This window comes from Streptomyces sp. NPDC052496 (assembly GCF_040679095.1).
Lineage (GTDB): Bacteria > Actinomycetota > Actinomycetes > Streptomycetales > Streptomycetaceae > Streptomyces.
This window is the reverse complement of the sequence record NZ_JBFAUH010000048.1, coordinates 1-25,640: the sequence shown is the minus strand read 5'-3', so window position 1 is coordinate 25,640 and position 25,640 is coordinate 1. Positions and strand designations below refer to the sequence as shown.

Below are 25,640 nucleotides of genomic sequence, written 5' to 3'. Positions count from 1 at the left end.
GGTCTCTACGGGAGGGCCCGTAGGGTTCGCCCGGGTGCCGGGCCCTACGGTGCCTGTGGTCACCAGTCCAGCGGGGGCTCGTACTGGGAAGTCGGCTGCCGCCGGCCCAGCACGATCGCGAAGACGGGCACGTGCGCGTCACCGCCGCCGAGCAGCTCCCGCACCACCCGGTCGTCGTACCCGTTGGTGATCCGGGCCGAGAGGCCCGCCGCGGCGGCCAGCACGCTCAGGCGCTGGGCCGCGATACCGCCCTCGTGGTGCAGGATCCGGTAGCCGCGGTCGCCGAACCCGCGGTCGCCCTCGTAGCGGTCCACGGTGAGGAAGACGACCGCGTTGGCGCGCGCGGTGTTCACCGACGGTGTGCGGTCGCACAGCATGGCCACCGTGGGCCGCCCGTCGCGTCCGGGCACCGGGACGAGAGCGGGGGAGGGGTCCAGCCGGTACAGCCCGGCGGCCTGGCCGTCGGTGTTGAGCGTCAGTACGTGGCAGTCCAGCAGCGGCCGCAGCGGCGCGTCACCGTGGTCGGAGGGCACCGGTTCCAGTACGTACCGGAGGAGGTCCGCGAGCTGCTGCCGCGGCAACGCCGTACGGGCCGGCAGGAACATCCGTCCGCCCGAGTCCCGGCGGCGCAGCGCGTCGCCCAGCTCCACGCTCCCCGGCGGCCGGTCGTCGTCGGCGAACGGTTCGGCGGGGCCGCCGGCGGGCCGGTGGAACGGTGCCGGGTCGACCGGCTCGAAGCGGGCGTCACCGGTGAGCCGGCTGCCGGCGTCCAGCGTGGTCAGCCGCGTCCAGAGCGCCGGGTCCTCCCGGTTGGTACGGACGTGGTCCGTCACGAGGGGCGGCAGGCCGGGCGCCGGGGCCGCGGGCACCCCGTCCCGCGCCCCGATCTCCAGTACGGCGAACGCGGTCTCCTCCGTACTGTCCAGGCCCAGCGCCCGGTTCACCGGCTCGTCCAGGAACCGGTGGTGGACACGGGCGTCCAGGCCGAGCGCGCCGGCGACCATGAGTGCGTTGCCGATGACCATGCCGGACTCCTGCGCGCACAGCCGGTAGGCGTAGTCGCGGTACCGGAACGCGGTCTTGCGGAAGTACGCGGAGAGCAGCAGCAGCGCGGACGTGTCCCGGCTCCGGCCGGCGACGGCCTCCCGCAGTTCGTCCGGGATGCCGCCGGGCCGCAGCGCGGTCAGGGCGTGGTGCAGCGGATCGTAGTGGTAACACCCCGCCGGTACGCCCCCGGTGGCGCCGCCCAGCCACACGTACAGCTCCACCGGGTAGAAGCAGCGGGCCGAGGCCACCAGCCGGTGGTACGGCCAGGCGGCCTGCGGGCCCAGCTCCATGCGGCCCAGACCGTAGGTGTGGTGCAGCAGCGCGGACAGCGTGCTCCCGTCCCAGGCCCTGCGCGGCGGGCCGGGGTGCCGGTCGCGGAAGCCGGCGAAGGACCAGCGCGCGTCACCGACGCGGCGGGGCGGCGCGGGCAGCACGTGGCGGGGCAGCCCGCGGTAGGTCTTGCTCGGCAGCGGATCGTCCGCCCCGCCCTCGGCACCGTGCCCCTCGGCGAACAGCTCCCGTACGCCCTCGAACGTGTCGTACCAGAACCGCAGCCCCAGCGACCCGGCCCGGCCGACGGTGGCCCCGGTCATCCGGCGAGCACCACCCGCACGATGTTCGGCAGCACCTCGTGCACGGCCGGGTCGTGGTCGAGCGGCACCACGACCGGGCGCCGCCCCCGCGACGCCAGCGCCTCCACCAGCGCGGGCAGGTCCGCGTCCGCCGGTACGGCCGCGCCGCCCGGCCCGCGCGGCGGTGCGCCGAGTTCCGGGACGGGCCGCGGAGCGTACGCGGACTCGCCGGTCAGCTCCGACTGCCGGTCCAGCAGCACCAGTTCGAGCCCCTCGGACAGCGCGCCGGGGCCGCAGGTCACCCCGACCGGCCGGTCGCCCTGCCACCAGGCCAGCACCGGCACACCGAGCGCCGTACCGATGTCGGCGGCCACGGCCACGCCGCCCGCCGGACGCAGCATGTCCAGGCTGCGGCGGCCCGCCTCGCTCAGCTGCGCGCCCGCCACGTCCAGCCGGACCGGCTCGACGGCACCGGAGCGTACGTCCTCCACCGCCAGCCGCGCACCCTGCTGCGCGACCGCCGCGGTGACCGCCCCGGCCCAGTCGAGCGCGGCCGCCACACCGGGCCCCGGTGTGAACACGTCCCCGGCCGGCACCGTCGTGACCTCCTTGCGAGCCAGGTCCCAGCCCCGTACCGAACCGTCACCGGTGAACCGCCGCGGGTCGGGCGCCGTGACCGCGTACCGGGCCAGCCCGCGCAGCGCCGCCCGCTGCCGGGCCTCGGCGAAGCCGGTGCCCCAGCCGAAGACGCGCTCACCGGCCTCCTCGGCCCGTACCGCCTCGGTCACGTTCAGCGGCAGCTGCGTACAGTCGCCCTCCTCCAGCGCCCGCAGCACCCCCGCGTACCGGTCGAAGCAGGTCGCGGCGCGTGCGGAGAACTCCTCGCCGGTCAGCGGAGCGGCCGCGCCCAGCCGTTCGACGCGCTGCCCGAACTCCTCGGCACTCTCCTGCGGCGCGTCCAGGGCGGACGGGTGCGGCAGGAAAGAGTGCGTCGAGGTGCGCAGGGTCTCCAGGTCGATGCGGGTCAGCACCGGCTGTTCGTCGTCCCGGGCGCCCGTCAGCGCGGTGAAGCAGGCCAGGCCCAGGTGACCCGCGACCACGGCCGCGGCCGGTCCGGTGAGGAAGGTGCTGGGCCGCGACGCCTCGGGCGCGGACAGGCGCTGCCAGGCCGACGCCCAGGCGGCGCCGGACGGCCCCAGCCACGCCACATCGTCCAGCACGACGCCCTGCACCAGCAGCTGTCCGGCCTGCTCGCACAGCCGGTGCAGCCGTACGGCCCGCTCCGCCACCGGCGCCGAGGACACGTGCACGACGGCGTCGGCCCCCTCCAGCGCCGCGGCGAGTTCCGCGTCGGAGTCGCCGGACAGGACCGTCCGGATCAGCTCCTGGTCCGGGTCGCGCCGTTCGGACCCACCGGTCAGCTCGGTCAGCCGGTCCGCGTCGGTGGGGCACTCCGGGGTGCACACCGCGCGCAGCCGGCGGACGCCCGAGTGCAGCGCCGACGCGGTCAGCGCCGTGAACGCGGGGCCGGCGCCCAGCACCACCACCGAGCTGTTGCGGTACGCCTCGAAGCGCCGGGCCGCCGAACCGCGGTAATACTCGACGAAGGCGATCTCCGGCGCGTACGTCTCCAGTTCGCGGTCCGTCAGGCCGTGCGGCTCGTCCTCCTCCGCGTCGGTCAGGCAGCCGCCTTCCTCCAGGCGCCGCAGCAGGGCCGTGACCACGGACCGCTTGTCGTCCGGCAGGCCGCGCAGCAGGCCTTCCAGGGTGGTGGTGCCGTTCAGGTGCGGCGCCAGCCGGTCCACCCACTGGTAGATGGCGCCGCCCCGCAGTTCGAGGTTGGCGCCGGCGCCGAACAGGTGCACCCCGTCCGCGGTGGGCACGTACAGCACGTCGGGCTTGAGTTTCGGTCGCATCGTCTGTCCTCGGGGTCGGCGGATCGCCCCCGAGTGTCATCACCGCCCGCGACGCACGTCTCTACGGCCGGACCGTAGACCGACCACAGTGACCGGGCTGCGGTTGCTCGGGCTGCGGTGCGGCGGCCCGCGCGCAAAAACTCCGTACACCGTACGCGGAAAGTGTGCGAGAGTACCTGGTACCCCGACGGGACCGGTGGCCAGTACCCCGACGGGACCGGCGGCCCGGGCGCCCGCCCGCTGCTGCCCGGCCGCCCAAGGCGCCACCGCCCGGCCGCCGTACCGCCGTACCGCCGTACCGAGGAGAAGGAACCGACATGCCCGCTGCCCCCTCCAGCCCCCGGCCGGCCGCCGCGGACCTGCACCACGTCATCGAGGTGCGCGGAGCACGCGAGAACAACCTGGCCGACCTCTCCCTGGACCTGCCCAAACGGCGGCTCACCGTCTTCACCGGCGTCTCCGGGTCGGGCAAGTCCTCGCTCGTCTTCGGGACCATCGCCGCCGAGGCACAGCGGCTGATCAACGAGACGTACACCGCGTTCATCCAGTCGTTCATGCCGAGCCTGGGGCGCCCGGACGTGGACGCGCTGCGCAACCTGAGCGCCGCGATCATCGTCGACCAGGAGCGGATGGGCGCCAACTCCCGCTCCACGGTGGGCACCGCGACCGACGCGTACACCATGCTGCGGATCGTCTTCAGCCGCCTCGGCACCCCGCACATCGGCACCTCCAGCGCCTTCAGCTTCAACAGCGCCGACGGCATGTGCCCCGAGTGCGAGGGCATCGGCCAGGTGTCGACGATCGACCTCGACCAGCTCGTGGACCGCGAACTCTCCCTCGACGAGGGCGCGATCACGGTGCCCAACTTCACCGTGGGCTCCTGGTACTGGCAGGTCATGGCGGGCTCCGGACTCTTCCCGCCGGACAAGAAGCTCAAGGACTACACCGAGCGGGAGTGGCAGGACTTCCTCCACAAGCCCGCGACCAAGGTGAAGGCCGCCACCGTCAACACGACGTACGAAGGGCTCGTCACCAAGGTCCGGCGGCTGTTCCTGGCCAAGGACCGCGACGCGCTGCAACCGCACATCCGCGCCTTCGTGGACCGGGCCGTCGCCTTCGCCGACTGCCCCGCCTGCGAGGGCACCCGGCTGAGCCCCGCCGCGCTCTCCTCCACCATCGACGGCGTCACCATCGCCCAGTGCTCGGCCATGCAGATCAGCGACCTCGCCGCGTTCCTGCGCACGGTCGACGACCCCTCCGTGGCGCCGCTCCTCGCCAACCTGCGGCACCTGCTCGACTCCCTCGTGGAGATCGGCCTCGGCTACCTGAGCCTGGACCGGCCCGCCGGCACCCTCTCCGGCGGCGAGGCGCAGCGCGTGAAGATGGTGCGGCACCTCGGCTCCAGCCTCAGCGACGTCACGTACGTCTTCGACGAACCCACCGTCGGCCTCCATCCGCACGACATCCAGCGCATGAACGATCTGCTGCTGCGCCTGCGGGACAAGGGCAACACGGTGCTCGTCGTCGAGCACAAACCGGAGGTCATCACCATCGCCGACCACGTCGTGGACCTCGGCCCGGGCGCCGGCACGGAGGGCGGGCGGCTCTGCTACGCCGGGGACGTGCCAGGGCTGCGCGCCTCCGGGACGCTGACCGGGCGGTACCTGGAGCACCGGGCCCGGCTGCGCGAGACGGTGCGCACGCCGCGCGGCGCCCTGCTGGTGGAAGGCGCGGACCGGCACAACCTGCGCAACGTCAGCGTGGAGATACCGCTGGGCGTGCTGACCGTCGTCACCGGTGTCGCGGGCTCCGGCAAGAGCTCACTGATCCACGGGTACGTCGCCGGGCGCGAAGGCGTCGCCGTCGCCGACCAGTCGCCGATCCGCGGCTCCCGCCGCTCCAACCCGGCCACCTACACCGGCCTGCTGCACCCGATCCGTACCGCCTTCGCCAAGGCCAACGGCGTCAAGGCGGCCCTGTTCAGCGCCAACTCCGAGGGTGCCTGCCCGCACTGCAACGGCATCGGGCTGGTCTACACCGACCTCGCGATGATGGCGGGGGTGGCGTCGGTGTGCGAGGAGTGCGAGGGCAAGCGGTTCACGCCGAAGGTGCTCACGTACACGCTGCGCGGCAAGGACATCAGTCAGGTGCTGGCGATGTCCGTGGCACAGGCGTACGACTTCTTCCCGTCCGGCCAGGCCCACGCCCTCCTCGGGCGGCTCGCCGACGTGGGGCTGGGCTACCTCCGGCTGGGCCAGCCGCTCAACACCCTCTCCGGCGGCGAGCGGCAGCGCCTCAAACTGGCCATCCACATGACCGAGAAGGCCACGACGTACGTCCTGGACGAACCCACCACCGGACTGCACATGGCCGACGTCGACCAGCTCCTCGCCCTGCTCGACCGGCTGGTGGACGACGGCAACTCGGTGATCGTCATCGAACACCACCAGGCGGTGATGGCCCACGCCGACTGGATCGTGGACCTCGGCCCGGGCGGCGGGCACGACGGCGGCCAGGTGGTCTTCACGGGCACGCCCGCCGAGCTGGTCGCCCGCGGGGACACGCTGACGGCCCGGCACCTGCGGGAGTACGTGGGGCGCTGACGGGCGGGGCGGGGGACGGCTGACCTTCACCAGGTGACGGGCAGCGACTCCAGGCTGAACTGCCGGGTCTGCGCGGACCGGAAGCGGATCTCGTCCGGCGGCACCGCGAGCCGCAGGCCGGGAAACCGGTCCAGCAGCGCCGGGTAGGTGGCAGCCATCTCCATCTTGACCAGCGGCGCGGCGACGCAGTGATGGAGGCCGTACCCGAAGGCCATGTGCGGCCCCGACTCCCGGGTGATGTCGAACCCGTCCGGCACCTCCCCGCCCTGCGCGCGGTTGACGGCGAACACGGAGCAGGCCACCCTCTCACCGGCCTTGATCACCTGCCCTCCGACGGTCACGTCCGCCACGGCGGTCCGGGGCGTCACGGTGTGGATGACGGTGACGTAGCGCAGCAGTTCCTCCACCGCCCGGTCGATCAGCTCCGGCCGCTCCCGCAGCAGCGCGAGCTGGTCCGGATGGTCCAGCAGCGCCAGCAGGCCCAGCCCCAGCATGCTGGAGACCTGCAGGAACCCGTCGGAGACGAAGGTCGCCCCGATACCCGCCAGCTCCTCGTCGCTGATGTCGTCGCCGTGCTCGCGCACCACCGCGCCGAACAGACCGTCGCCCGGCGTCCGCCGCTGCCGGTGCGCGAGCTTCACCATGTACGCCCAGTACGCCTTCCCGACGGCCGTCTGCTGCTCCCGGGGCACCGTGTCGTTCTGGGAGAGGCCCAGGTAACGCGCCAGCTCGGCCCGGTCGTCCCGGGGGATGCCCAGCAGCTCGCAGGTGAGCAGACCGGCCATGGGCCACGCGAACTGCCGCATGAAGTCGGCCGGCTGCCCGACGCGTTCCATGGTGCCCAGACACTCCGCCACGACCTCGTGGATCCGCGGCGCGAGCCTGCGGGTCCGCCGCGCCGTGAACTCCGGGGCCACCAGCTTGCGCAGGCGGGTGTGGTCGGGCGGGTCGCACGTCAGCAGGTTGCCCGGCAGGGCCGGCGTGCCCGTGCCGTCCTCGCCGGCGTCGGGCAGCGCGGAGCTGAACCGCTGGGGATCACCCAGCACCTCCCGTATCTCGGCCTCGCCGGTGGCGAGCCACTTCACCCGGCCGAAAGCCCCGAACTCGATGTCGGCCTCCACCAGCGGCGCCTCCTTCACCTGCCGGCGCAGCTCGGGGTCCGGGTCGAAACGGTGCCGGCGAAGGTGTACGGGTACCTCGTGCGGCTGGGTCATCCTGACGTCCCTTCTCCGTCGGGCGGCGCGGATCGTGGCCGCGGAGCACACGGACGGCGGAGGAGCTGAGACGGGCGGAGAGAGAAAAGGCGCGACGGAGAGAGAAAAGACGTGACGGCGCGAGGAAAGACGTGACGGCGAGCCGATGAATGAAGGCGAGCCAAGAAGAGAAATTCGATCGCTCACCATGAAGTCGGCGCCGGCCCCCGAAGAGGGGTGGCCGGTGACCGGCGCCGGGTCCGGCCCTCCTGTCCGCCCATTCCGCGTCCGCTCCGCGCCCATGCCGCGTCCGTATCACGCTGCTCCGCGCATGCCCGTGCCGTATTCCGCCGTAACCAGCCGCATTCCACCTGCCCCTCGAAATGCGACGTGCACCGCGAACATCCGCACCCGCCCGCAAGTGACAAGTGCCTGCGAATTCGACAACCGATGGCCTTCACTTTGCGGTCACCCGAGTGGCCGGTCAACCGCACCCAGTTGGACGGACCCGCGAGGAAGGAAGGTGTCCAACCGGCTTCTTGCCCGCGTTGGACAACGCGGACCGGCTCAGGCGAGATCGCGCACGACAGCCGGCAGGCCCGGCCGGTATCCGGGGGGCGGCGTGGGCGCGCCGACGGCCCGGCGCAGCGCCTCGTCCAGGAACGCGTCGGCCGCGGCCCCGACGAACGGGCCGAGCGGGGCCGGGAAGAAACGCTGGATCAGCACGTATGGGTAGCGGCTTTCTCCGCCGCGGTCGTGGCACACCACGTATAGGCGTCGCACCAGCGCATAGGCGCGACACCGAAACAGGAAAGCACACACCGGAAGGTGTCGTCACTGATCCGCCGGCGGAAAAGCAGACGATTGAGGGCGACCACGACCTCGACACCCCGCGCACTGTCCATCCCGCACACTGCCCACCCCGCCCGCGAACAGTGGGTGCAACATCACCCCAGTAACCCTGGCGCGGACCTCCACCCTTCCAGGCCATCTTGCCGATGGAGACCACGAGTTCAGCACCGCGGAAAGCATCTACCGCCCGGCTGACCGACACGATTTCAGCGAGGACCTCCACCCCGGGCTCACCATCGGCTCCTACCGGACGTCCGCCGCACCCGAAGTCAGCCGGCACCCCCACCCCCACACCCGCCCCACTCAGCCACGTACGCTCTCGTCACCGCCGCCCAGCCCGACAGCCTTACGCAACTGCTCGATGACGACCCGCACCGGCCCCCGCATCGCCGGCGGCAACTCCGCGGCCCCCTCGGCGATCCGCCGCACCTCCTCGTCGTCGAGCAGCCCGGCGTTCCGGGCGTCCACCGCGCCCCCGGCGGCCCGGCGCGCCTCCACCATCCGCAGATCGCGCTCGACGGACCGCACGGCGGGGTGGTCGGGCGGACTGAGGAAGTAGTCCGTGGACACCCCGAACAGCCGGGCCAGCCGCCCGGCGTTGACCAGGCTCGGCACGGACTGCCCCTTGCGGAGCTTGCCCACGTACTGGTTGGACAGGCCGGTGTGCCTGCCGATCTCGATGTCCGTGTACGGCCGCCCCTGGGCAGCCGGGAAACTCACCTCGATCAGACGCCGCAGACGCCGGGCGAACAGCTCCGCGGCCGGCTCGGGAGTACATGACATGGCGGCATCCTAGCCCGCACATCCGGACACCAGTACCCCTCCAACTCCCGTGCAGTAAACGCCAGTAGAAGCCGCCCCAAGAATAATCCCCCCGCTGACCAGCCCATTCCGAACAGCCTCCGCCTATTGGTTGACACACCCCCCAGACCCGCGCAAGATCGGTCCCCTACGAGCGGAACCACCCCCTCTCCTCCCGCTCACCGCACGGCTTCTCACCCTCCGCGGGGGAGGGGGTGAAGCCGTGCCCCGCAGCCCGCCGACGCGCCTCCCACGGCATGTGCAAGCGGACTGGCCAACGGGCATATCTCCCTTCGCACCGTTGGGCAGGAGGCGGGTGGATGCGGCTGGACCGCGAGCGCAGGTGGCTGTTGTTCGCGCTGGTTGTGGGCGTGCCCATCGCGGTCGGTGATCTTGTTCTGGGTGCGGGGCGCAGTCTGGTGGGGTTGCTCCTGGTTTGTACGCTGTTGGCCGCCACGCGGCTCGACGGTCCCCGTACCGGCTCCGTCGCCCTGTATGTGGTGCTGCTGGCCGCCGGGGTCGCGGTGTGGGAGGGCGCTCTTGGTGAGCGGGACGTGCTGGTGCGGCTGACCGTGCTGGTGCTGGGGGGCGCGTATGCCACCTGGAGCGCCGGCCGACGGAGCGCGCGAGAGCGGCAGTTGGTCGAGGCGTCGTCAGTGGCCCAGCGTGCCATTCTCCAGCCCACCTCCTTCCGGCTCGGTGGCGTGGCCGTGTGCGCGCGTTACCATTCCGCTTCGCCGCAGGCCCTGCTCGGCGGAGACCTGTACGCCTTCGCGCACACCGCCGCCGGTCTGCGCCTGCTCATCGGTGACGTGCGCGGCAGCGGTCTGGAGGCGGTGCGGCTGTCGGCCGCCGCGATCGGCTTCTTCCGGGACAGTGCCTATACGCACCCCGATCTGCCCGCCGTCCTGGACGCCACCGACCGGCGCCTGGCGCCCCTGCTCGGCGCGGAGGATTTCGTCACCGCCCTGGCCGCCGAGTTCCGTACCACCGGCCGGCCCGCCGCCACCTGGGTCGGCCTGGCCAACTGCGGCCACCACCCGCCCTTGCTCCTGCCCGCCGGCGCCCCGCCCCGCCTGCTCGCCCCGGCCGAGCCGACCACCCCGCTGGGGCTGCACCCCACGCCGGTCGTCCAGAACGCCGTGCTCGGCCCCGGCGACCGCCTGCTCTTCTACACCGACGGTCTGGCCGAGGCCCGCAGCCCGCAGGGCGACATGGTCGACCTCGCCGGCCTGCGGTCCGCCTGCTCACGGGCGGCGCTCGACGAGGCCGCCGACGCGGTCCAGGAGGCCCTGCTCCGTCACACGGACGGCGACCTCGCCGACGACGTGGCGTTCATCCTGGTCGAGTCCTGCCCGGCGGCGCCCGCGCAGGACGGCCGGGGCGCGTCCGGGGCGCGGGGGCGGGCCGTCCCGGCCGGCCGGGTCTCGTACGACCCCCTCCGTCCGTACCGCAAGGAGCGGCGGGGCGTGGCGCCGGGCGGGTGACCCGCGTCTCACCTGCACGGAGCCGCTTGTCTATGCAACTCGTTGCATAGCAGGATCGGGGCATGGCGCTCGACCACGCGATCCTCGTCTCCCTGCTGGAGAAGCCGGGCTCCGGCTATGAGCTGGCCCGCCGGTTCGAGCGGTCCATCGGCTACTTCTGGACCGCCACCCACCAGCAGATCTACCGCGTCCTCAAACGCATGGAGACCGACGGCTGGGTCGACGTCCGCGAGGTGCCGCAGCAGGGGCGGCCGGACAAGAAGGAGTACTCCGTCGCCGCCCTCGGGCGCACCGCCCTCTCCTCATGGCTGCACGAGCCGATCGAGCCCGAGAGCGTACGGCACGACCTCGCCGTCAAGATCCGCGGCGCGGCCTTCGACGACCCGTCCGCGCTGATCCGCGAGGTCGAACGGCACCACCAGGCGCACACCGACCGGCTCGCGCACTACCTGGCGGGGGAGCGGCGCGACTTCACCGGCCCCGAAGCGCCCGCCGCCCTGGACGCCGGGCAGCAGCTCCAGCACGTCGTCCTGCGCGGCGGCATCGCGTACGAGCGGATGACGATCGCCTGGCTGGAGGACGTGCTCGCCACGCTCCACGGCCTCGTACGAGCCGAGAGCTGAGCGGGAGCGGCCCCGCACGCCCCCACCCGTACCCCGATCCCCGACCCCACCCGACCCCCGAAAGGCGGACCCCATGGCCGACCCGCTGCTCTTCAACCCGCGCACCTACGACCCGGCGCACTTCGACCCGGAGACCCGCCGGCTGCTGCGCGCCACCGTCGACTGGTTCGAGGACCGCGGCAAGCGCCGGCTGATCGAGGATTACCGCTCCCGCGCCTGGCTGGCCGACTTCCTCGCCTTCGCGGCCAAGGAGGGACTGTTCGCCACCTTCCTCACCCCGGCCTCCGCCGCCGGTGAGCAGGCGGACGGGCCGTCGGACGGCGTGCCGGACAAGCGCTGGGACACCGCCCGGATCGCCGCCCTCAACGAGATCTTCGGCTTCTACGGGCTCGACTACTGGTACGCGTGGCAGGTCACCATCCTCGGCCTCGGCCCCGTCTGGCAGAGCGACAACGCCACCGCCCGCGCCCGCGCGGCCCAGCTCCTCGCGGACGGCGAGGTGTTCGCCTTCGGCCTCTCGGAGAAGACGCACGGCGCGGACATCTACAACACCGACATGCTGCTGGAGCCCGACGGCAACGGCGGCTTCCTCGCGAGCGGCGCCAAGTACTACATCGGCAACGGCAACGCCGCCGGACTCGTCTCCGTCTTCGGCCGCCGCACCGACATCGAGGGCCCCGACGGCTACGTCTTCTTCGCCGCCGACAGCCGCCACCCGGCGTACCACCTGGTCAAGAACGTCGTCGACTCCTCGAAGTACGTCAGCGAGTTCCGCCTGGAGAACTACCCGGTCGGGCTGGACGACATCCTGCACACCGGCCGCGCCGCCTTCGACGCCGCGCTCAACACCGTCAACGTCGGCAAGTTCAACCTCTGCACCGCCTCGATCGGCATCTGCGAGCACGCGATGTACGAGGCCGTCACCCACGCGCACCACCGCATCCTGTACGGCCGGCCCGTCACCGCCTTCCCGCACGTGCGCCGCGAGCTGACCGATGCCTACGTACGCCTGGTCGGCATGAAGCTGTTCAGCGATCGCGCCGTGGACTACTTCCGCTCCGCCGGGCCGGACGACCGCCGCTACCTGCTCTTCAACCCGATGACGAAGATGAAGGTCACCACCGAGGGCGAGAAGGTCATCGACCTGATGTGGGACGTCATCGCCGCCAAGGGCTTCGAGAAGGACACCTACTTCGCGCAGGCCGCCACCGAGATCCGCGGCCTGCCGAAGCTGGAGGGCACCGTCCACGTCAACCTCGCGCTGATCCTGAAGTTCATGGGCAACCACCTGCTGAACCCGGCCGAGTACGCGCCCGTGCCCACCCGCCTCGACGCGGCCGACGACGCCTTCCTCTTCCGTCAGGGCCCGGCCCGCGGCCTGGGCGCCGTACGGTTCCACGACTGGCGCGCGGCCTACGACGCGTACGCCGAGGTGTCCAACGTCGCCCGGTTCCGGGAGCAGGCGGACGCCCTGTGCGAGTTCGTCACCACCGCGGCACCCGACGAGGAGCAGAGCCGCGACCTCGATCTGCTGCTCGCCGTCGGCCAGCTGTTCGCGCTGGTCGTCCACGGCCAGCTGATCCTGGAACAGGCCCGCCTGACGGACCTCGACACGGACGTCCTGGACGAACTCTTCGCCGTCCTCGTCCGGGACTTCTCCGCGCACGCCGTCGAACTGCACGGCAAGGACTCGGCCACCGGAGCCCAGCAGGACTGGGCCCTGTCGGCGGTCCGCCGCCCGGTCGTCGACGAGGCCCGCTCCGCGCGCGTCTGGGAGCGCGTCGAGGCCCTGTCGGGGGCGTACGAGATGGCGCCGTAGCGGCCGGCGGGCAGAGACGGCCCCGCTTCGGACAGTGGCGGCCCCGCTTCGGAGAGAGGCGGTCCTGCTCCAGAGAGGGGCGGGGCCGCCTCGCCGGCTCGCCGGAAGGCGAGCGTCCGATGCGCCGGGAGACCGGAAGACCGGAAGACCAGGAGACCGGGAGCATTCAGGAACTAGCCCCTCCAGTGCGGTTTTTGGACAAAGGACTCATGCGTCCCGCGCATCACGCTCCGGCGCGCCATGCTCAGCACCAACCGGGCCGACCGTACGGGGCGCCCGCCGAGCAAGGGGGAAAGTCCATGAGCACACTGAAGAAGCGCGCGAGATTCGTCGCCGCTCTCGCCGCGCCGCTTCTCCTGTCAGGTGCCACCCTCACCGTCGTGGCGCCGGCCGCCAGCGCCGCGCCCTCCGGTGCGGACGCGTGTACCCACCCCGGCTGGTCGAACAAGTCCTCCGGCAAGGGCACCGCGAAGGGCGACTCCGTCAAGGTCCGCACCGGCCCCAACAAGGAGTGCGGAGTGGTCGCCACGGTCGGCACCGCCCGTGTGCTGTTCTACCACTGCTGGGTGAAGAACTCCGCCGGCAACAAGTGGACGCACGTACGGATCGACGGCCTCAACGTCGACGGCTGGGTCTACAACAAGAACCTCGACGACGGCGGTTCCGTGCACCCGGACAACAAGTGCTGATCTGACGCATCACCCGCATCACCCGCACGACCTCAGGCGCGGGCCCACCGCCACCACGGGCCCGCGCCTGAGTGTGCCTGGTCTGGTCCCCGCGGGGCGGCCGGGCCCCCGGATCCGGTGGGATCCGCAGGCCCGGCCGCACGGTCAGACCCGGTCGGCGGCGATCAGCAGGTACTGGAAGCTGCCGTTGCGGTACGCGGTCAGAAAGGTTTCCTCAATGCCCGTGACCAGGTGGTCGGCCTGGCTGCGCAGTTCCCAGTACGGCAGCGTGGCCGCGGTGAGGTCCTCCACGTGCACCGGGACCAGCCGGTGGCGGGCCATCGCGCGGAAGTACGCCGACCGCGGGTGGATGTCGCAGATGTAGTGGGCGTTGATCAGGGACACCTCGCGGGAGGCGCGCCCGTAGGAGTCGTTGTAGCAGCCGGTGATCACCACATAGCGCCCGCCGCGCCGCAGCAGCCGGGCGTGCTCGGCGAAGAGCAGGTCCAGCTCGACGTACATGGTCGACTCGTTGTTCCAGGACGCCGCGTACGCGCCGGTGGCGAAGCCGGTGTCGAGCATGTTGCGGTGGTGGTAGCGCACCTTGCCGTCGATGCCGCGCTTGCGGGCCTGCTCGTTGGCGAAGTCGGCCTGCTTGGCGGAGATGGTGGCCCCGTCGGCGTGGCAGCCGTGACGCAGGTGCGCGACCACGCTGCCGCCGCCGCGTCCGCACCCGGCGTCGAAGACGCGGTCGGTGGGCGACAGCGTGCCGAGGTGCGAGGCGAGGAGTTCGGCCTGGGCGTGTTCGAGGCGGTGCAGTTCGCCGGTGATGCGTTCACGGCGCCGGACGGGGTCCGGCTCGTCCAGCACGGACCGGTCGGCGGCCCCGATGCCGTAGTGGTGGTGATAGAGATCGTCGATCTTGCCGAGTTCCAGATTGACCGGGTTTTCCTCGGTGTTCCAGTACTCCGCGACGCGGTCCTGGTACGTGGACTGGGTCGGCATGACGGGACGCGCGGTGGGGACGTGCGCAGTGGTCAACGGTGGCTCCTTGCTGTGGTGCGCGGGTCGGTCTACCAGTAGTTGGGCAGGTGGTAGCGGTCGGAATTGGTGGCGTGCCACTCGTGGTTGCCGGCCACCCAGTCGGACAGGCTCCGGGTGTACCGCTCCACGAGGGGGGAGGTCGCGGCCAGCTCGGCCGCCTCCGTCTCGTACGCCGCCATGATCTGGTTGTGGATGTCGACGCTCTTGAGGTAGGCGGCCTTCAGACCACGCCGGTCGTTGGCGGCGACCACCTGGGGCAGGTTCAGGTGGTCCGGGTCGCTCGCCAGCTCCTTGGTGAAGGAGTACAGGTCGTTGACGATGGTCGTGGCGTTGCAGGCCAGGGCGGTGATCCGCTGGATCTCCGGACGGGCGTACACCGCCTCGGGCAGCTCGTAACCGTCCACGGCGTCGACGATCGAAAGGCAGGGACGGAAGTTGTTGAACTGCCGCATGACCAGGTACTCCCACACGCGCGGCACATGCCGGGTCTCCGCCCAGGAGGCCTCGGCGAGATAGCCGAGGTGCAGCCGGGCCATGTCATGGACGAACCGGCCGGTCTGGCTGGGCGTCGCCAGCGCCGCGTAGTCCTTCAAGGCCCAGTAGTACGAGCGCAGCGGTCCGTCGGCCTGCACCCCTTGGCGCCACTCCTGCTCCGCCCCCGGGGGGCCGTGGAACGGGTCGAGGGCCGACTGGGCGACGATCAGGCGCCCGCCCAGGCCGCGGCGGGCGCCGCCCTTGCCCTCGTCCTCCTCGCAGTAGCAGGTGTCGACGATGTTCTCGGCCAGCAGCAACTTGCCGGCGGCCGTGAGGCGTTCGAGGTCGGACGCGGCGGGATGCTGCAGGACGACGGCCCGGCCGAACTGGAAGCCGGTGAAGTCGCCGGACCACGTCGCGGGGAACAGGGCCAGCTGCCGGGCCCAGTCCTCCAGCCGGCGGTCGATCTCCGCGGCCTTCTCCGGGTCGGCCGGGGCGACGGGCCGGTACCGCAGCCCGGGTACGGCGCCGCCGCGCGGGGCCGGCCGGGCGCGGGCGAGGCTCGGCGGCCCGGGCAGCCGGAACGGGGCGGTGGCGGTGGCGGGTGGTGTGCTCATGGTCGTTACTCCACTGGTCATTCGGCGGTCCGGCCGAGCTGGACGTGCTCCAGGACACCGGCTGCGTCCGGTACGAGGACGGCCAGCGAGTAGTAGGCGGTGACGAGGTAGTTGATGACGGCGGTCCGGTCGATGCCCATGAACCGGACGTTCAGGCCGGGTTGGTGCTCCTCGGGCAGGCCGGTCCGGTACAGGCCGACGACTCCTTGGTCGTCCTCGCCGGTCCGCAGCGCGATGATGCTGCTGGTGTACGTGTCGCTGACCGGGTTCTTGCCGCACGGGAAGATCGGGACGCCGCGCCAGGCGGGGACCTGATGCCCGGCGACGTCCGCCTCCTGGCGCTCACGGATCTCCTCGACCGTGAGCCGGAGTTGCTGCTGTGTCTGGTCCATCGGGTCGTTGTGGAGGCCGGCGACCCGGGAGTGGACGCGCAGTACGGCCTGGGTCAGGGAGAGTGCGTACGCGCGCGGGCTGAGGTCGTCATCGACGTAGCCGCCGGGCAGTATCGGTTCGCCTACGTGTCCCGCCCGCACCGGTACGTCCGCCTCGCCCCGGCGGTTCATCGGACGCCGCCGCCGCTCCGCGTACGCGCTCAGGTGCGCGGCCAGAGAGGGCACACGGTCGGTGAACTCCCTGAGCACGTCCCAGGGCAGCGTCAGCAGGACACCCGCGGCCTCGGCCCGGACCGACGTCCGCCACCGCGGGTCGGGCCGGCCGATCGCCTCGTCCCCCACCTGGTCGCCGTCCGTGACGACGCCGACGGCCTCCTCCCCGCCGTACTTGCCGGGCGCGTAGCGGGCGAACCGGCCGTGCACGACGAGGTACGCGTCGGTGGCGGGCTGCCCCGCCTCGCAGCGGATCTGGCCGGCCCGGACCTCGCGGACCCGGAAGCGCCCGGCGAGCTCCTTCAGGACCTCGCTGTCGGCGTACCCGCGCGGGGCGGCGGGCAGCTCGGTGAGCGTCTGCGGGATCCCCCTGATGTCGTCCGCGCCGTTGTGCTCGAACTGGACACGGTCCTGCCCGACACGGAGCTGGAGGCGCCGGTTGACCCGGTAGGTGCCGCCCTTGACGTCCACCCACGGCAGTGCTTTCAGCAGCCACCGGGAGGTGATGGCCTGCATCTGGGGCGGGGTCTTGGTGGTGGTCGCGAGCTGGCGGGCCGCCCGGGTGCCGAGGCTGGTGAGTGCACCGCCCGCAGGCGGGTCGAGCGCGCTCGCTTCGACGGCGGAACCGGGAACACGTCCGGGAGCGCGGTCCGGTACGGGCACATTTCCTCCCAGAGGTGAACAGGAGTGAGGCGAACGGCCGTTGATGAGCAAGAGGGCCGTGTGCAGCAATAAGCGAAACAGGCGGAAGTGTGCCGCCGGTACGGCGCGAAGGGGGGCGCCTTCGCGTTCGGGAGGCGTAAACACTCGGGAGTTGGCAATGAGGGGCGCGCGGCCTCTGATGTGCGCCCCCTTGGTGCTGGTCAACGTTCGTCGGCGGTCGCACAGTTCAGCGGCGCGGGGGCGGGTGCGCGGCGAGGGGCGGGGCCAACGCCCGGCCACAGGCGGCACGTAGGTGAGTACGGGATGAGCGCGACGGAAGAACCCGGGCGGGTGAAGGGGCAACCGCCATGCCACGTCTTGCCCGCGCCCCACGCAGCCACGACCCTGGTGCGACGGCCCGCTGCACGCCAGTTGAACGAGAGGACGGCCCACTCGTGACACCAGCGCATGGTTCCTGCACCGGCCCGTCGTTCCTGGCGGTGACCAACCCCGGGTTCGAGCTGGGCGAGGAGGGATGGACCTGGGACGCCGGCACCGGCATCACCACCCGTAACCCGCACACCGGCCGCTGCAACGCCTACCTCGACGCCGGAAGGGGACGGCAGGTGAGGCAGGTGGTGACGGCGACCGGGGCGGGCTCGTACGACGTGTCCGCGTGGATCGCCGCGGGCGGTCCGCGCGGCGTCTTCCTGGTACGGGTCAACGGCGCGCCGGCCGGCGACACCGCCGTGGCGAACCGCCCCTTCTTCACGCGCCACACCGTCTCACGGGTCACCCTGGGAAGAGGGGACCGGATGGAGATCGTCTTCGCGTCCGGTGACGCCTGGATCGACGTCGACGACGTCATGCTGTCACCCGCGGCCCCGGCCGACCCACGGGTCACCTCCTCGGACCCCGCGCCGGCGGAGATGTTCGAGTGGGCCAAGCGCAAGGCCAACAGCTGGGTCCAGCTGCCCGGCACCGTCGGGCCCCTCAACGTGGACGAGAGAAACCCCAGCGGGACCGGCACCGCCGCCTACGCCCCCTCGTACTGGGCCGGTTACGCACACCGGAGCGGCTACTACGCGCGCGACACCGCGCATCAGGTCGCCGGAGCCCAGATCCTGGGACTGACCGAAGAGAACAAGACCATGCTGGGCTCCTTCGCCGTCTCGGCGACCGCCGCCCACGTGTATTACCCCGTGTGGTCGTACAACTTCGACGCCCGCACGTATCTGAGCATCGATTACCGCGGTGCCGACTCGTTCGTGCGCGAGGTGCCCGCGCCCTTCGAACTGGTGGAGAAGACGGAACAGGCCCACCGGTGGAGCGGTGACGCCTTCTACCTCGGCGACACGATGTGGGACTTCTGCCGCCATGCCACCACGGAATTCATCGAGGAACACGACCGGCGCAAACCCAACGGCGTCGCCGAGGGCACGGGGCAGGGCATTTTCCAGGGATCGGCCAGCTACAACGAGAACAGCGGCGAGCAGCTGATCGAGGCGGGTGACGGGATCGCTTCCCAGTACCGGGCCTGTCTGGCCGCCGCGGCGCTGGCGTCGGCCCGGCGCGAGGAGAGCCAGGCGGCCCGGTATGCCGCCCGTGCCGCGGAACTGCGCAGGTATTTCCATCACGGCTGGGTCGCGCACCAGGGCGCCGCGATGACCCGCGCCTACGCCCTCTCCGGCGCTCCGCTGTCCGGATGGGGCAGGGAGAACAGCTGGTTCATGCCCATGAAGCGCCTCCTGCTGCCCGGACCGCGCAACGACGCCTATCTCGACTTCATCGACGACATGGCCGGGGGAGCGGGAAAACCGGTGAACATCGAGGCCATCACCTATCTGCCCGACACCTTTTTCGCCAATGACCGCGACCGGCAGGCGTGGACGTGGATGCGCTATGTCTACGACCACCGCGACGACCGCCATCCCGTCACGGCGCAAGGACTGAACGGCGATTATCCGGAAGTCGCATTCACCCTCGTCTCGCAGACCGTCGAGGGGCTGATGGGATTCCGGCCGGACGCACCCCGCGCGAGGGTGGCCACCCGCTCGCACCTGCCCCGGGACGTCGACTGGGTACGCGTCGACCGCGTCCCCGTCGGCGACGGCTTCTTCGACCTGCGGCACGACGGCACCCACAGGTCCGAGCTCACCAACGGCACCTCGAAGACGTACGCATGGCAGGCCCGGTTCCCGGGCGTGCACCACGCCGTCGCGACCGACGGCAGGCCGTACGAGTCCCGACGGCAGACCCTCCACGGAAACGTGCACACCTGTGTGAACGTACGGGTGCCACCGGGCGGGACCGCGGTCGTCGAAACCGTCCGCGGGTGACCGCCGGATCGACGGCCGTATGCGTTCTGCGCCGCCGTCCCCCATATCGCCTCTCGAACCGCTGCACGGATTATTGGATGATCGGTGCACGGTATACGGTCGATTCGCGGAGCTGGACGAGCGAAAGCGATCCCTGGGCGATCAATACAAGTCTTTCGCGAAAGTTTCATTGATTCCTGAACCTTCGGCTTCGTCTGTGCGTGTGCTGTCCGTAAGCTGCCGGACAGCCCCGCCGCACACCCGGTGGTGCGGGCCGCGCCGTGCAGTCCCCGAGGAGTTGGCCGCCATGAACACCCGGTGCCCCGAGCTGAGGGAGGGCTGTCGGGTGGTCTGCCCGGTGGGCGAGATCGACCTGGCGACGGCGCAGGCGTTCCGGGACCAGCTCAGCTGGAACGATGCTGCACTCCCGGCCTGCGTGGTGGTCGATCTGCGCCAGGTGACCTTCATCGACAGCAGCGGACTCCAGGAGCTGATGAGGGCCCAGGCGCGGTGCGAGGCGATGGGCGGCTGGGTACGGCTGGTCTACGCCCACGAGGCCATCGCCCTGCTGTTCCGGCTGACCGGCTACGCGGACCAGTTCCCCCGCTACGCCGACGTCGAGGACGCCCGGCGCGGTCACCCGGCGGTTCCCTGAGACGGGCCGACGCGTGACAGGCGGGCCGACGGCCGTACGCCCCTCGACCGGCCGGGGTCACGACACCGGCTCTCAGGCGCCGGGATCGGCGCTCAGCGGGTGCGGGGGCGGCCAGGCGGGGCGGTGGTGCACGGGCAGGCTGGCGAGCGCCCGGGTCACGGTGGGGAAGACGGCCAGTACCTCCTTGCTGCCGGTGTTCTCCAGCATCCACAGCACGCGGCGCCCCACACCGGCGAGCAGGAGACGGCCGCGCCGCCGGCTGAGCAGCCAGTGCAGCCCCAGCAGGCAGTTCAGGCCGCGGGAGTTGCAGTAGACCAGCGCCGAGCAGTCCAGGACCACGTAGCGGTAACCGGCGTCGACATGGCCGCCCATCGTCGTACGGAAGAACTGTTCCCCGGTGTGGTCGAGAGCTCCGCTGACGCGTACCACCGCACACGCGTCACAGTCGGCGACCATGTTGACCAGCAACCCGTCAGCGTGCGGCATGTCGCACCTCCGAGCGCGTTCGCACAACACCCATGGGCCGGGCGCACCACGCTATCCGTAGGCGGGCACGGGGACCAGGCGTGTCCGGCCCGGAGGCGGCGTCTTGCGCCACCCCTGAGAAGGGCCTGCGGCCCGGCTCCGGCCCGGCTGCCGGGCGCGGGCAGTCCGTCGCCCGCCCGGCCGGTTCCCGAGCGGGGCCCGTCAGCTGCCGTGCGGCCGCGTGGACCCGTACGCGGTCCTCCGGCGGCGCACGGCGAGGCGACGGGAACCGCTGCCCGGCGGACGGCTGCTTCCCACCGTTTCCATCGGGCGGGTGAAGCCGGCGCCGGCGGCCGGCAGTAAGGCGAACGGCCGGGCCAGCGGAACGAGTTGCAGTACGCGGTACACACAGCGCGGCGGCTGGCACAGATAGGTCTGCCCGCCGTGCGCGGCCACTCGGGACCGCACCTCGCACAGCCACTGCAATCCGCTGCAGTCGAAGAACGTGACCTGGCTCAGGTCCAGCACCACCGTGCGTACCGACGGCGAGGACACCTGGGTCAGGGCCGGGCGCAGACGCCGGGAGAGCTCCAGGTCCAGGTCGCCGCGGACCGACAGCAGCAGCGTCTCCCCGTCGCGCCGGGCACGCCAGCACGGTCCGTCGCTCTCGCGGTACGAGCTGGCCGGCCGCCTGCGGGGCGCGCCGTCCGGCCGCCACCAGCGGGCGCCGGCACGGACGGCGCGACGGGTGGCGCCGCGGCCGCGGAAGCAGCGGGAGAGTCCGGACACAGGCGTCTCCTCCGTCGGTGGACGAGTCCCGGCCCGCAGGGAGGTGGCCGGGCATTCGTGGCCGAGTGTGGGGGCGGTCCGATGCTGTTTCCAGGGCGTTCGCCGACCCGCCCGTCGGCCTCATCCGGTGTGATGCCCCCGATTCCGTACGGACAAGCACGCGTCACCGCAGAGTCCCACCGGAGGCACGCGGCACCCGGACACCTGAACGGCCGCTCCGTCACTGTGCGAGGCAGGCCACCGGCCGGATCCGTGGGAGCGGTGGCGCGGGGCGGCGGACGGTGCCCGTGGACGGCGTTCACGCGGCCGTACGACCCGTACTACGGCGGGACCGTGCGTGGCCGTCACTCGAACGGGGCATGGGTGGTACAGACCAGCCACCGCGATCCGGCCACCGAGGTGTAACCCGAGGGAGCCGGCAGGCCCTTGGGGGGAGTGAGCCGAACGTTGCGAACCCATCGCGCCCGCGTCCGGACGACGCGGGCCGAATACCTCTTACCCCACGCCCACGAAACCGTCTTCTGGGCCCGCCGGCTGACCGCCGCCTTCCTGTCCCGCGACGGCACCACCGGCCCCGGAGCCTGCCCCGCCGACCCGGCGGACGCCTTCCTGGTCGTCACCGAACTGGTCGCCAACGTCACCCGCCACACCCGCAGCAGCTGCCGGCTGCGCCTGTACGTCCAGGACGGCACCCTGACGGTCGAGGTGAGCGACGACAGCCCGGCCCGGCCGCAACTGCGCCCGGCCGGCGACGGCGACGAGTGCGGCCGTGGCCTGCTGATCGTGTACGCCCTCACGCACACCCTCGACGTCCTCGACGGCCCGTTCGGCGGCAAGACGATCCGGGCCACCCTGGGCGCCGGGTGAGTACGGGCCGAACGCCGCCAGGGGGCTGCCGGCGCAGGAAGCTTTCCCGGCGAAACTCGCCGGCGGCGCACGCCGGCCCGGCCGTTCCGGCCCGGACGTACCGGCCCGCGGCCGTTCCGGCAACGCCGCCCTCATAAGCACGCCACCCGCCGACCGGGCAAGATCGTAAGTACGCCACCCGCCGACCGGGGAAGATCACCAAGGGTGCAGAATGACCGATGTGCTGATATCCAACACCCCGCAGAGGGCGACGGTCGACGACGCCCGTCCGGTCAGCAGTACGCTGGCCCGCGCATTCGACGACGACCCGATGATGCGCTGGTTCTTCCCCGACGAATCCACCCGTGAATCCGGGCTGGCCCGTTACTTCACCACCCTGTTCACCCGGCAGTACGCCCACCACGGCGTGTGCGAACGCACCGAAGCGGCGGCCGCCTTCTGGGTACCGCCGGAGGGACAGGAGAAGGCCGTCCCCGACGCCGAGACCGTCCAGGAGCTCCAGGACATCCTCGGCGACCGGGCACCGCTGTTCCGCGACACCGTCATGGCGGCGGCCGAGCACGCCCCCCAAGAACCGCACTGGTACCTCGCGGTGATCGGCGCCGACCCGGCGGCCCAGGGCCAGGGACACGGCGCCGCGCTCCTGCGCTCGGGGCTGGCCAAGGCTGACGCGGCAGGCCTGCCCGTCTACTTGGAGTCGTCCAAGTCGGCCAACCTCCCCGTCTACGAGCACTTCGGCTTCGCCGTGCGCGAGGAGCTGCAACTCCCGGGCGGCGGACCGCTGCTGTGGTCCATGCGACGCGAACCCCGCACCGCCGACAGCGCCTGAACACGGCGAACGGCCTTCAGCCAGAGCCGTAACCGCGCCGCGAGCCACCGGGAAAGCCCCCGAAACACCCGCGATCCGGTTACGGCCGGTCCGCCCAAAGCCAGTGACAGGCCTGCTGCCCGCTGCCAGCAGGCAGAGGAAGCGCAGCTACGGCGGAAGGACGCAATGCAAAGGCGCCCCGAGGCCGCTACACCCGAACCCACAGTTCGGTGTACGCCCAGTGGGGATGGTTCACGCACTTGTACTTCTTCCATTTCCCGTTCTGCACGCCCCAGTCCCCACGCTTCACGCAAGCGTATCTGGTGCTGTACGAACCTTCCTTCCACTCGGATTCGTCCGGGGAAGCCGGGTCATCGTCCATGCGAAGGTTTCGGGAGACGTGGCTATCGGGCGTCGCGGCATCGCCTGCGGCAACCGCTACCCCCGCGGTTCCCAACGTGATCAGGGTGGCGAGTGCCGCGGCTGTGGCAGAGATTCGGGTACGCATGACTCTCCTTACGAGTCCGGAGTCCGGCGAGTACGTCGTTCCCTCGTAGCGAAGCATCCACAGATGATTCCCGCGACGGGAGGGCCGTTCCCACCGGACAGGCCACCCCCTCATTGGTCTGTTCGTTCAGGCCAACTGGGTGGAAATATCGAGGCGGGGGGCGGGTACGGTCACCTCTCACCGCAAGGCCGTCAGGTTCGCCAGGTTCCGCACGCCTGCTGACGTCACCACGTTCCTCGCGAACAGCAGCCCCGCCGAGATCACATCAGCATGGCGGCCCAATGGAATCGGTCAGGGGTAATAACTGGCCAACTTGTGACCGCCCCCTTCTGAGTGTGACCAGGATGTGTCAGTGTCTACTGCCTTCTCCAGAAAGGGACTGGTGTATGCGTATCAACAACTGGTTCAAAACCGCAGCTATGGCGGCTGCTCTCGGGTCGGCGGCGGTGGCTACTGCATCTGCTCCGGCCGCAGCGGACGCCAGCGTGAAGTTCTGGGACACCAAGTGCAACTACGGCAGAGCCTGCGTCTACAAGACGCATGGCCCCGAAGGACGCAGTTGGTGGAACATCGAGCACTGCGGCTACACCCCTCTCAACGACTATTTCACCTATGCCAAGGCGCATGGGAACGCGTTCCGCGTCTACTACAACGACAACCTGAATCAGTGGGACTACGTGGAGCCGGGGAGGGAGCGCCCCATCGGCCAAGGCGGGGACAGGGCCAGCGGAGTAGAGGTCTACTGCTGACCGGAGGGGGCCTAATCCTTCTCCTCTGCCTGCTCCCTGCAGAGGGCCAGGCGGAATACGGTCGGAACAGGTGAACGGGGGCACCTGATCTTGACGAGAAGCCGTTTTCCCCGCAGATTGTCACGACCGCTGGCGTGGGGTATAGGAATACCCAATAACGGTAGCGAGCATACTGATTCCCTCCCTGAAGAATGTTGATGAACGTCCGGCGGCCTCTGTGGCGTCGAACGACACCGACGCACCTCAGCAACGGACGCAGTGTCCATGAGCGCACCCACACCTGCCGCGCACCCGCACCTGCCGGACCCGGTCCCAAGGGCGCGGCCTCCCATCGCCGGCTTCGGCCGGTTTCCCCCGGCGCTGCTGGGTCGCGCCGGTCGCGGCCACGCCCGCTTCCTCGTAGCCCAGGCCCCGGGCGCCAGTACCGGCGACTTCTCTGTCCGTTCCTGCTCAGACCCCGCCGGGCCCGGGCGCGAGGAGTACGTGGAGGGGAGCCGCGCTCCTCGCACCCGCCGGCGGTCGCCATCCGTCGCCGACAACGGGCGGCGACCGCCGGTCCGTCACCGCCCCTCCGCACCGCCGAGCCGGCCGACGACGAGCGGGCCGACAACGAGCGGGCAACGCTCGACGCGAGCCAGGCCGTACGACGCGGCACCTACCGACGGGTTACTTGTCCCGGGGGCCCGAGGTAGGGCTACCGGTCCAGGAAGGTGCCAGTGTCCCGGCGGGCGTCGGCGGCGGAGTTCCCGGAGCGGGCGGCGGCGACGCAGAGGCGGCGCGCCTGCCCCGTCACTGCACGAAGCCGATTACCTCCCCGTCCAACACGCAAAAATCTATGTCGGCCGGAGTAGACATCGGGTGGTGGTGTGGTTATGGTTTCTCTCGTAACCCAGAGAGACCGTAGGGCCCGGCAGAGACGAACTGCCGGGCAGCAGGACCCGCACATGCAGCACGCAGGACGGTGCGGCGGTGGAGTTTCGAAGCCATGGCTGGTGCAGGACGGCGACGGGGCTGACGGCCGCACCGGGTGGCCCGCAGTGATCAGGGGCCGCCACGAGCAGTACCCCGGTGAAGGCGTCGGCTGCAGGCGCGCGCACCGGGGTGTAGGGCAGTGAGCCTCACGCCGCAGGATGGGTGACGGGGCCGGCTGCCGGAAAGCGGTGCTGTCACAGGCCGCTGAGCTGTTTGCGTGACCAGTAGTTCGCATGACCAGCAGTACAGCAGTTGATCACTGAGGGAAGAACGGAGGAGCGAGCGCCATCAGGATCGCCCGGGCGGCTGTCTGAGTCCGGGTACCGCAGGACATCGACAGTGAGGTGGTCTCCGGTCAAGCAACCGCGATCCCCGCGGTCCCGGCAGCCTTTGGGCCGGGGCGGCGGATACAGCAGGCCGACGCAGTGTCACGGTCGGCAGATGGTGTAGTAGTTCCTTCGGGGCCCGGGTGCCGGTACGGCATCCGGGCCCCTCGACGCGTTCCATGAGAGAGGTTCGATGACAGCAGACGACTCGTACGGCCGG

At 71.3% G+C, this 25,640-nt stretch carries 20 protein-coding genes; 10 read left to right on the top strand and 10 right to left on the bottom strand.

Translation table 11 applies throughout. The features are described from left to right. Positions 1 to 59: 59 nt before the first annotated feature. Entirely contained in the window at positions 60 to 1,640 is a 1,581-nt protein-coding gene (locus AB0L45_RS37730) for a SagB family peptide dehydrogenase (protein ID WP_365848296.1), read from the bottom strand. Beyond that, positions 1,637 to 3,535 carry a hypothetical protein gene (locus AB0L45_RS37725; protein ID WP_365848295.1) on the bottom strand — a complete coding sequence of 633 codons (1,899 nt, stop codon included), beginning with the start codon at positions 3,533 to 3,535 and terminating at the stop codon, positions 1,637 to 1,639. The genes AB0L45_RS37730 and AB0L45_RS37725 overlap by 4 nt, the downstream gene beginning before the upstream one ends. Before the next feature lie 317 nt (positions 3,536 to 3,852). Here AB0L45_RS37725 and AB0L45_RS37720 point away from each other — a divergent pair, with 317 nt between their 5' ends. Then, a complete protein-coding gene (locus tag AB0L45_RS37720; protein WP_365848294.1) occupies positions 3,853 to 6,138 on the top strand; it encodes an excinuclease ABC subunit UvrA in 2,286 nt (761 codons plus the stop codon). A gap of 26 nt (positions 6,139 to 6,164) precedes the next feature. Here the strand turns inward: AB0L45_RS37720 and AB0L45_RS37715 are convergent, their stop codons facing one another. The 3 genes from AB0L45_RS37715 to AB0L45_RS37705 form a co-directional block, all read right to left on the bottom strand. Next, a complete protein-coding gene (locus AB0L45_RS37715; RefSeq protein WP_365848293.1) occupies positions 6,165 to 7,352 on the bottom strand; it encodes a cytochrome P450 in 1,188 nt (395 codons plus the stop codon). Positions 7,353 to 7,898: 546 nt separating this feature from the next. Further along, positions 7,899 to 8,057, bottom strand: a complete 159-nt coding sequence (locus tag AB0L45_RS37710) for a hypothetical protein (RefSeq protein WP_365848292.1) — start codon at positions 8,055 to 8,057, stop codon at positions 7,899 to 7,901. A gap of 429 nt (positions 8,058 to 8,486) precedes the next feature. Beyond that, entirely contained in the window at positions 8,487 to 8,966 is a 480-nt protein-coding gene (locus AB0L45_RS37705; RefSeq protein ID WP_365848291.1) for a helix-turn-helix transcriptional regulator, read from the bottom strand. Between the two features lie 338 nt (positions 8,967 to 9,304). On the opposite strand from AB0L45_RS37705, the gene AB0L45_RS37700 reads away from it, so the two are divergent. The 4 genes from AB0L45_RS37700 to AB0L45_RS37685 all read left to right on the top strand — a co-directional run bounded on the left by AB0L45_RS37700 (position 9,305) and on the right by AB0L45_RS37685 (position 13,602). Beyond that, positions 9,305 to 10,471 (top strand): PP2C family protein-serine/threonine phosphatase, encoded by a 1,167-nt coding sequence (locus AB0L45_RS37700; protein WP_365848290.1) that lies wholly within the window; start codon positions 9,305 to 9,307, stop codon positions 10,469 to 10,471. Positions 10,472 to 10,533: 62 nt separating this feature from the next. Further along, complete coding sequence (locus AB0L45_RS37695) at positions 10,534 to 11,094, top strand: PadR family transcriptional regulator (RefSeq protein WP_365848289.1); 561 nt, start codon at positions 10,534 to 10,536, stop codon at positions 11,092 to 11,094. Positions 11,095 to 11,167: 73 nt separating this feature from the next. After that, positions 11,168 to 12,913, top strand: a complete 1,746-nt coding sequence (locus AB0L45_RS37690; protein ID WP_365848288.1) for an acyl-CoA dehydrogenase family protein — start codon at positions 11,168 to 11,170, stop codon at positions 12,911 to 12,913. Between the two features lie 299 nt (positions 12,914 to 13,212). Beyond that, positions 13,213 to 13,602: an SH3 domain-containing protein gene (locus AB0L45_RS37685; protein ID WP_365848287.1), complete on the top strand. Its 390-nt coding sequence runs from the start codon at positions 13,213 to 13,215 to the stop codon at positions 13,600 to 13,602. Between the two features lie 144 nt (positions 13,603 to 13,746). Here the strand turns inward: AB0L45_RS37685 and AB0L45_RS37680 are convergent, their stop codons facing one another. From AB0L45_RS37680 to AB0L45_RS37670, 3 genes are all read right to left on the bottom strand, one after another. Beyond that, the gene (locus AB0L45_RS37680) at positions 13,747 to 14,586 is read right to left on the bottom strand and encodes a geranyl diphosphate 2-C-methyltransferase (RefSeq protein WP_365848310.1); all 840 of its coding nucleotides are present in this window, start codon (positions 14,584 to 14,586) and stop codon (positions 13,747 to 13,749) included. A 68-nt stretch (positions 14,587 to 14,654) separates the two neighbouring features. After that, positions 14,655 to 15,716 (bottom strand): family 2 encapsulin nanocompartment cargo protein terpene cyclase, encoded by a 1,062-nt coding sequence (locus tag AB0L45_RS37675; protein ID WP_365848286.1) that lies wholly within the window; start codon positions 15,714 to 15,716, stop codon positions 14,655 to 14,657. A gap of 17 nt (positions 15,717 to 15,733) precedes the next feature. Beyond that, positions 15,734 to 16,984, bottom strand: a complete 1,251-nt coding sequence (locus AB0L45_RS37670) for a cyclic nucleotide-binding domain-containing protein (RefSeq protein ID WP_365848285.1) — start codon at positions 16,982 to 16,984, stop codon at positions 15,734 to 15,736. Positions 16,985 to 17,418: 434 nt separating this feature from the next. Here AB0L45_RS37670 and AB0L45_RS37665 point away from each other — a divergent pair, with 434 nt between their 5' ends. Both AB0L45_RS37665 and AB0L45_RS37660 read left to right on the top strand, forming a co-directional pair. Further along, on the top strand, positions 17,419 to 19,302 hold the full coding sequence (locus AB0L45_RS37665; protein ID WP_365848284.1) for a hypothetical protein: 1,884 nt from the start codon (positions 17,419 to 17,421) through the stop codon (positions 19,300 to 19,302). Between the two features lie 286 nt (positions 19,303 to 19,588). After that, positions 19,589 to 19,936, top strand: a complete 348-nt coding sequence (locus AB0L45_RS37660; protein ID WP_365848283.1) for an STAS domain-containing protein — start codon at positions 19,589 to 19,591, stop codon at positions 19,934 to 19,936. A 72-nt stretch (positions 19,937 to 20,008) separates the two neighbouring features. Here the strand turns inward: AB0L45_RS37660 and AB0L45_RS37655 are convergent, their stop codons facing one another. Beyond that, positions 20,009 to 20,422, bottom strand: a complete 414-nt coding sequence (locus AB0L45_RS37655) for an STAS domain-containing protein (RefSeq protein WP_365848282.1) — start codon at positions 20,420 to 20,422, stop codon at positions 20,009 to 20,011. Between the two features lie 201 nt (positions 20,423 to 20,623). Continuing rightward, the gene (locus AB0L45_RS37650; protein ID WP_365848281.1) at positions 20,624 to 21,190 is read right to left on the bottom strand and encodes an STAS domain-containing protein; all 567 of its coding nucleotides are present in this window, start codon (positions 21,188 to 21,190) and stop codon (positions 20,624 to 20,626) included. A gap of 447 nt (positions 21,191 to 21,637) precedes the next feature. Here AB0L45_RS37650 and AB0L45_RS37645 point away from each other — a divergent pair, with 447 nt between their 5' ends. The 3 genes from AB0L45_RS37645 (at position 21,638) to AB0L45_RS37635 (ending at position 24,122) form a co-directional block, all read left to right on the top strand. Next, the gene (locus AB0L45_RS37645; RefSeq protein ID WP_365848280.1) at positions 21,638 to 22,057 is read left to right on the top strand and encodes an ATP-binding protein; all 420 of its coding nucleotides are present in this window, start codon (positions 21,638 to 21,640) and stop codon (positions 22,055 to 22,057) included. Between the two features lie 211 nt (positions 22,058 to 22,268). Then, on the top strand, positions 22,269 to 22,886 hold the full coding sequence (locus AB0L45_RS37640) for a GNAT family N-acetyltransferase (RefSeq protein WP_365848279.1): 618 nt from the start codon (positions 22,269 to 22,271) through the stop codon (positions 22,884 to 22,886). Positions 22,887 to 23,759: 873 nt separating this feature from the next. Continuing rightward, positions 23,760 to 24,122, top strand: coding sequence for a hypothetical protein (locus AB0L45_RS37635; RefSeq protein WP_365848278.1), 363 nt, complete (start codon positions 23,760 to 23,762; stop codon positions 24,120 to 24,122). Positions 24,123 to 25,640: the final 1,518 nt, after the last annotated feature.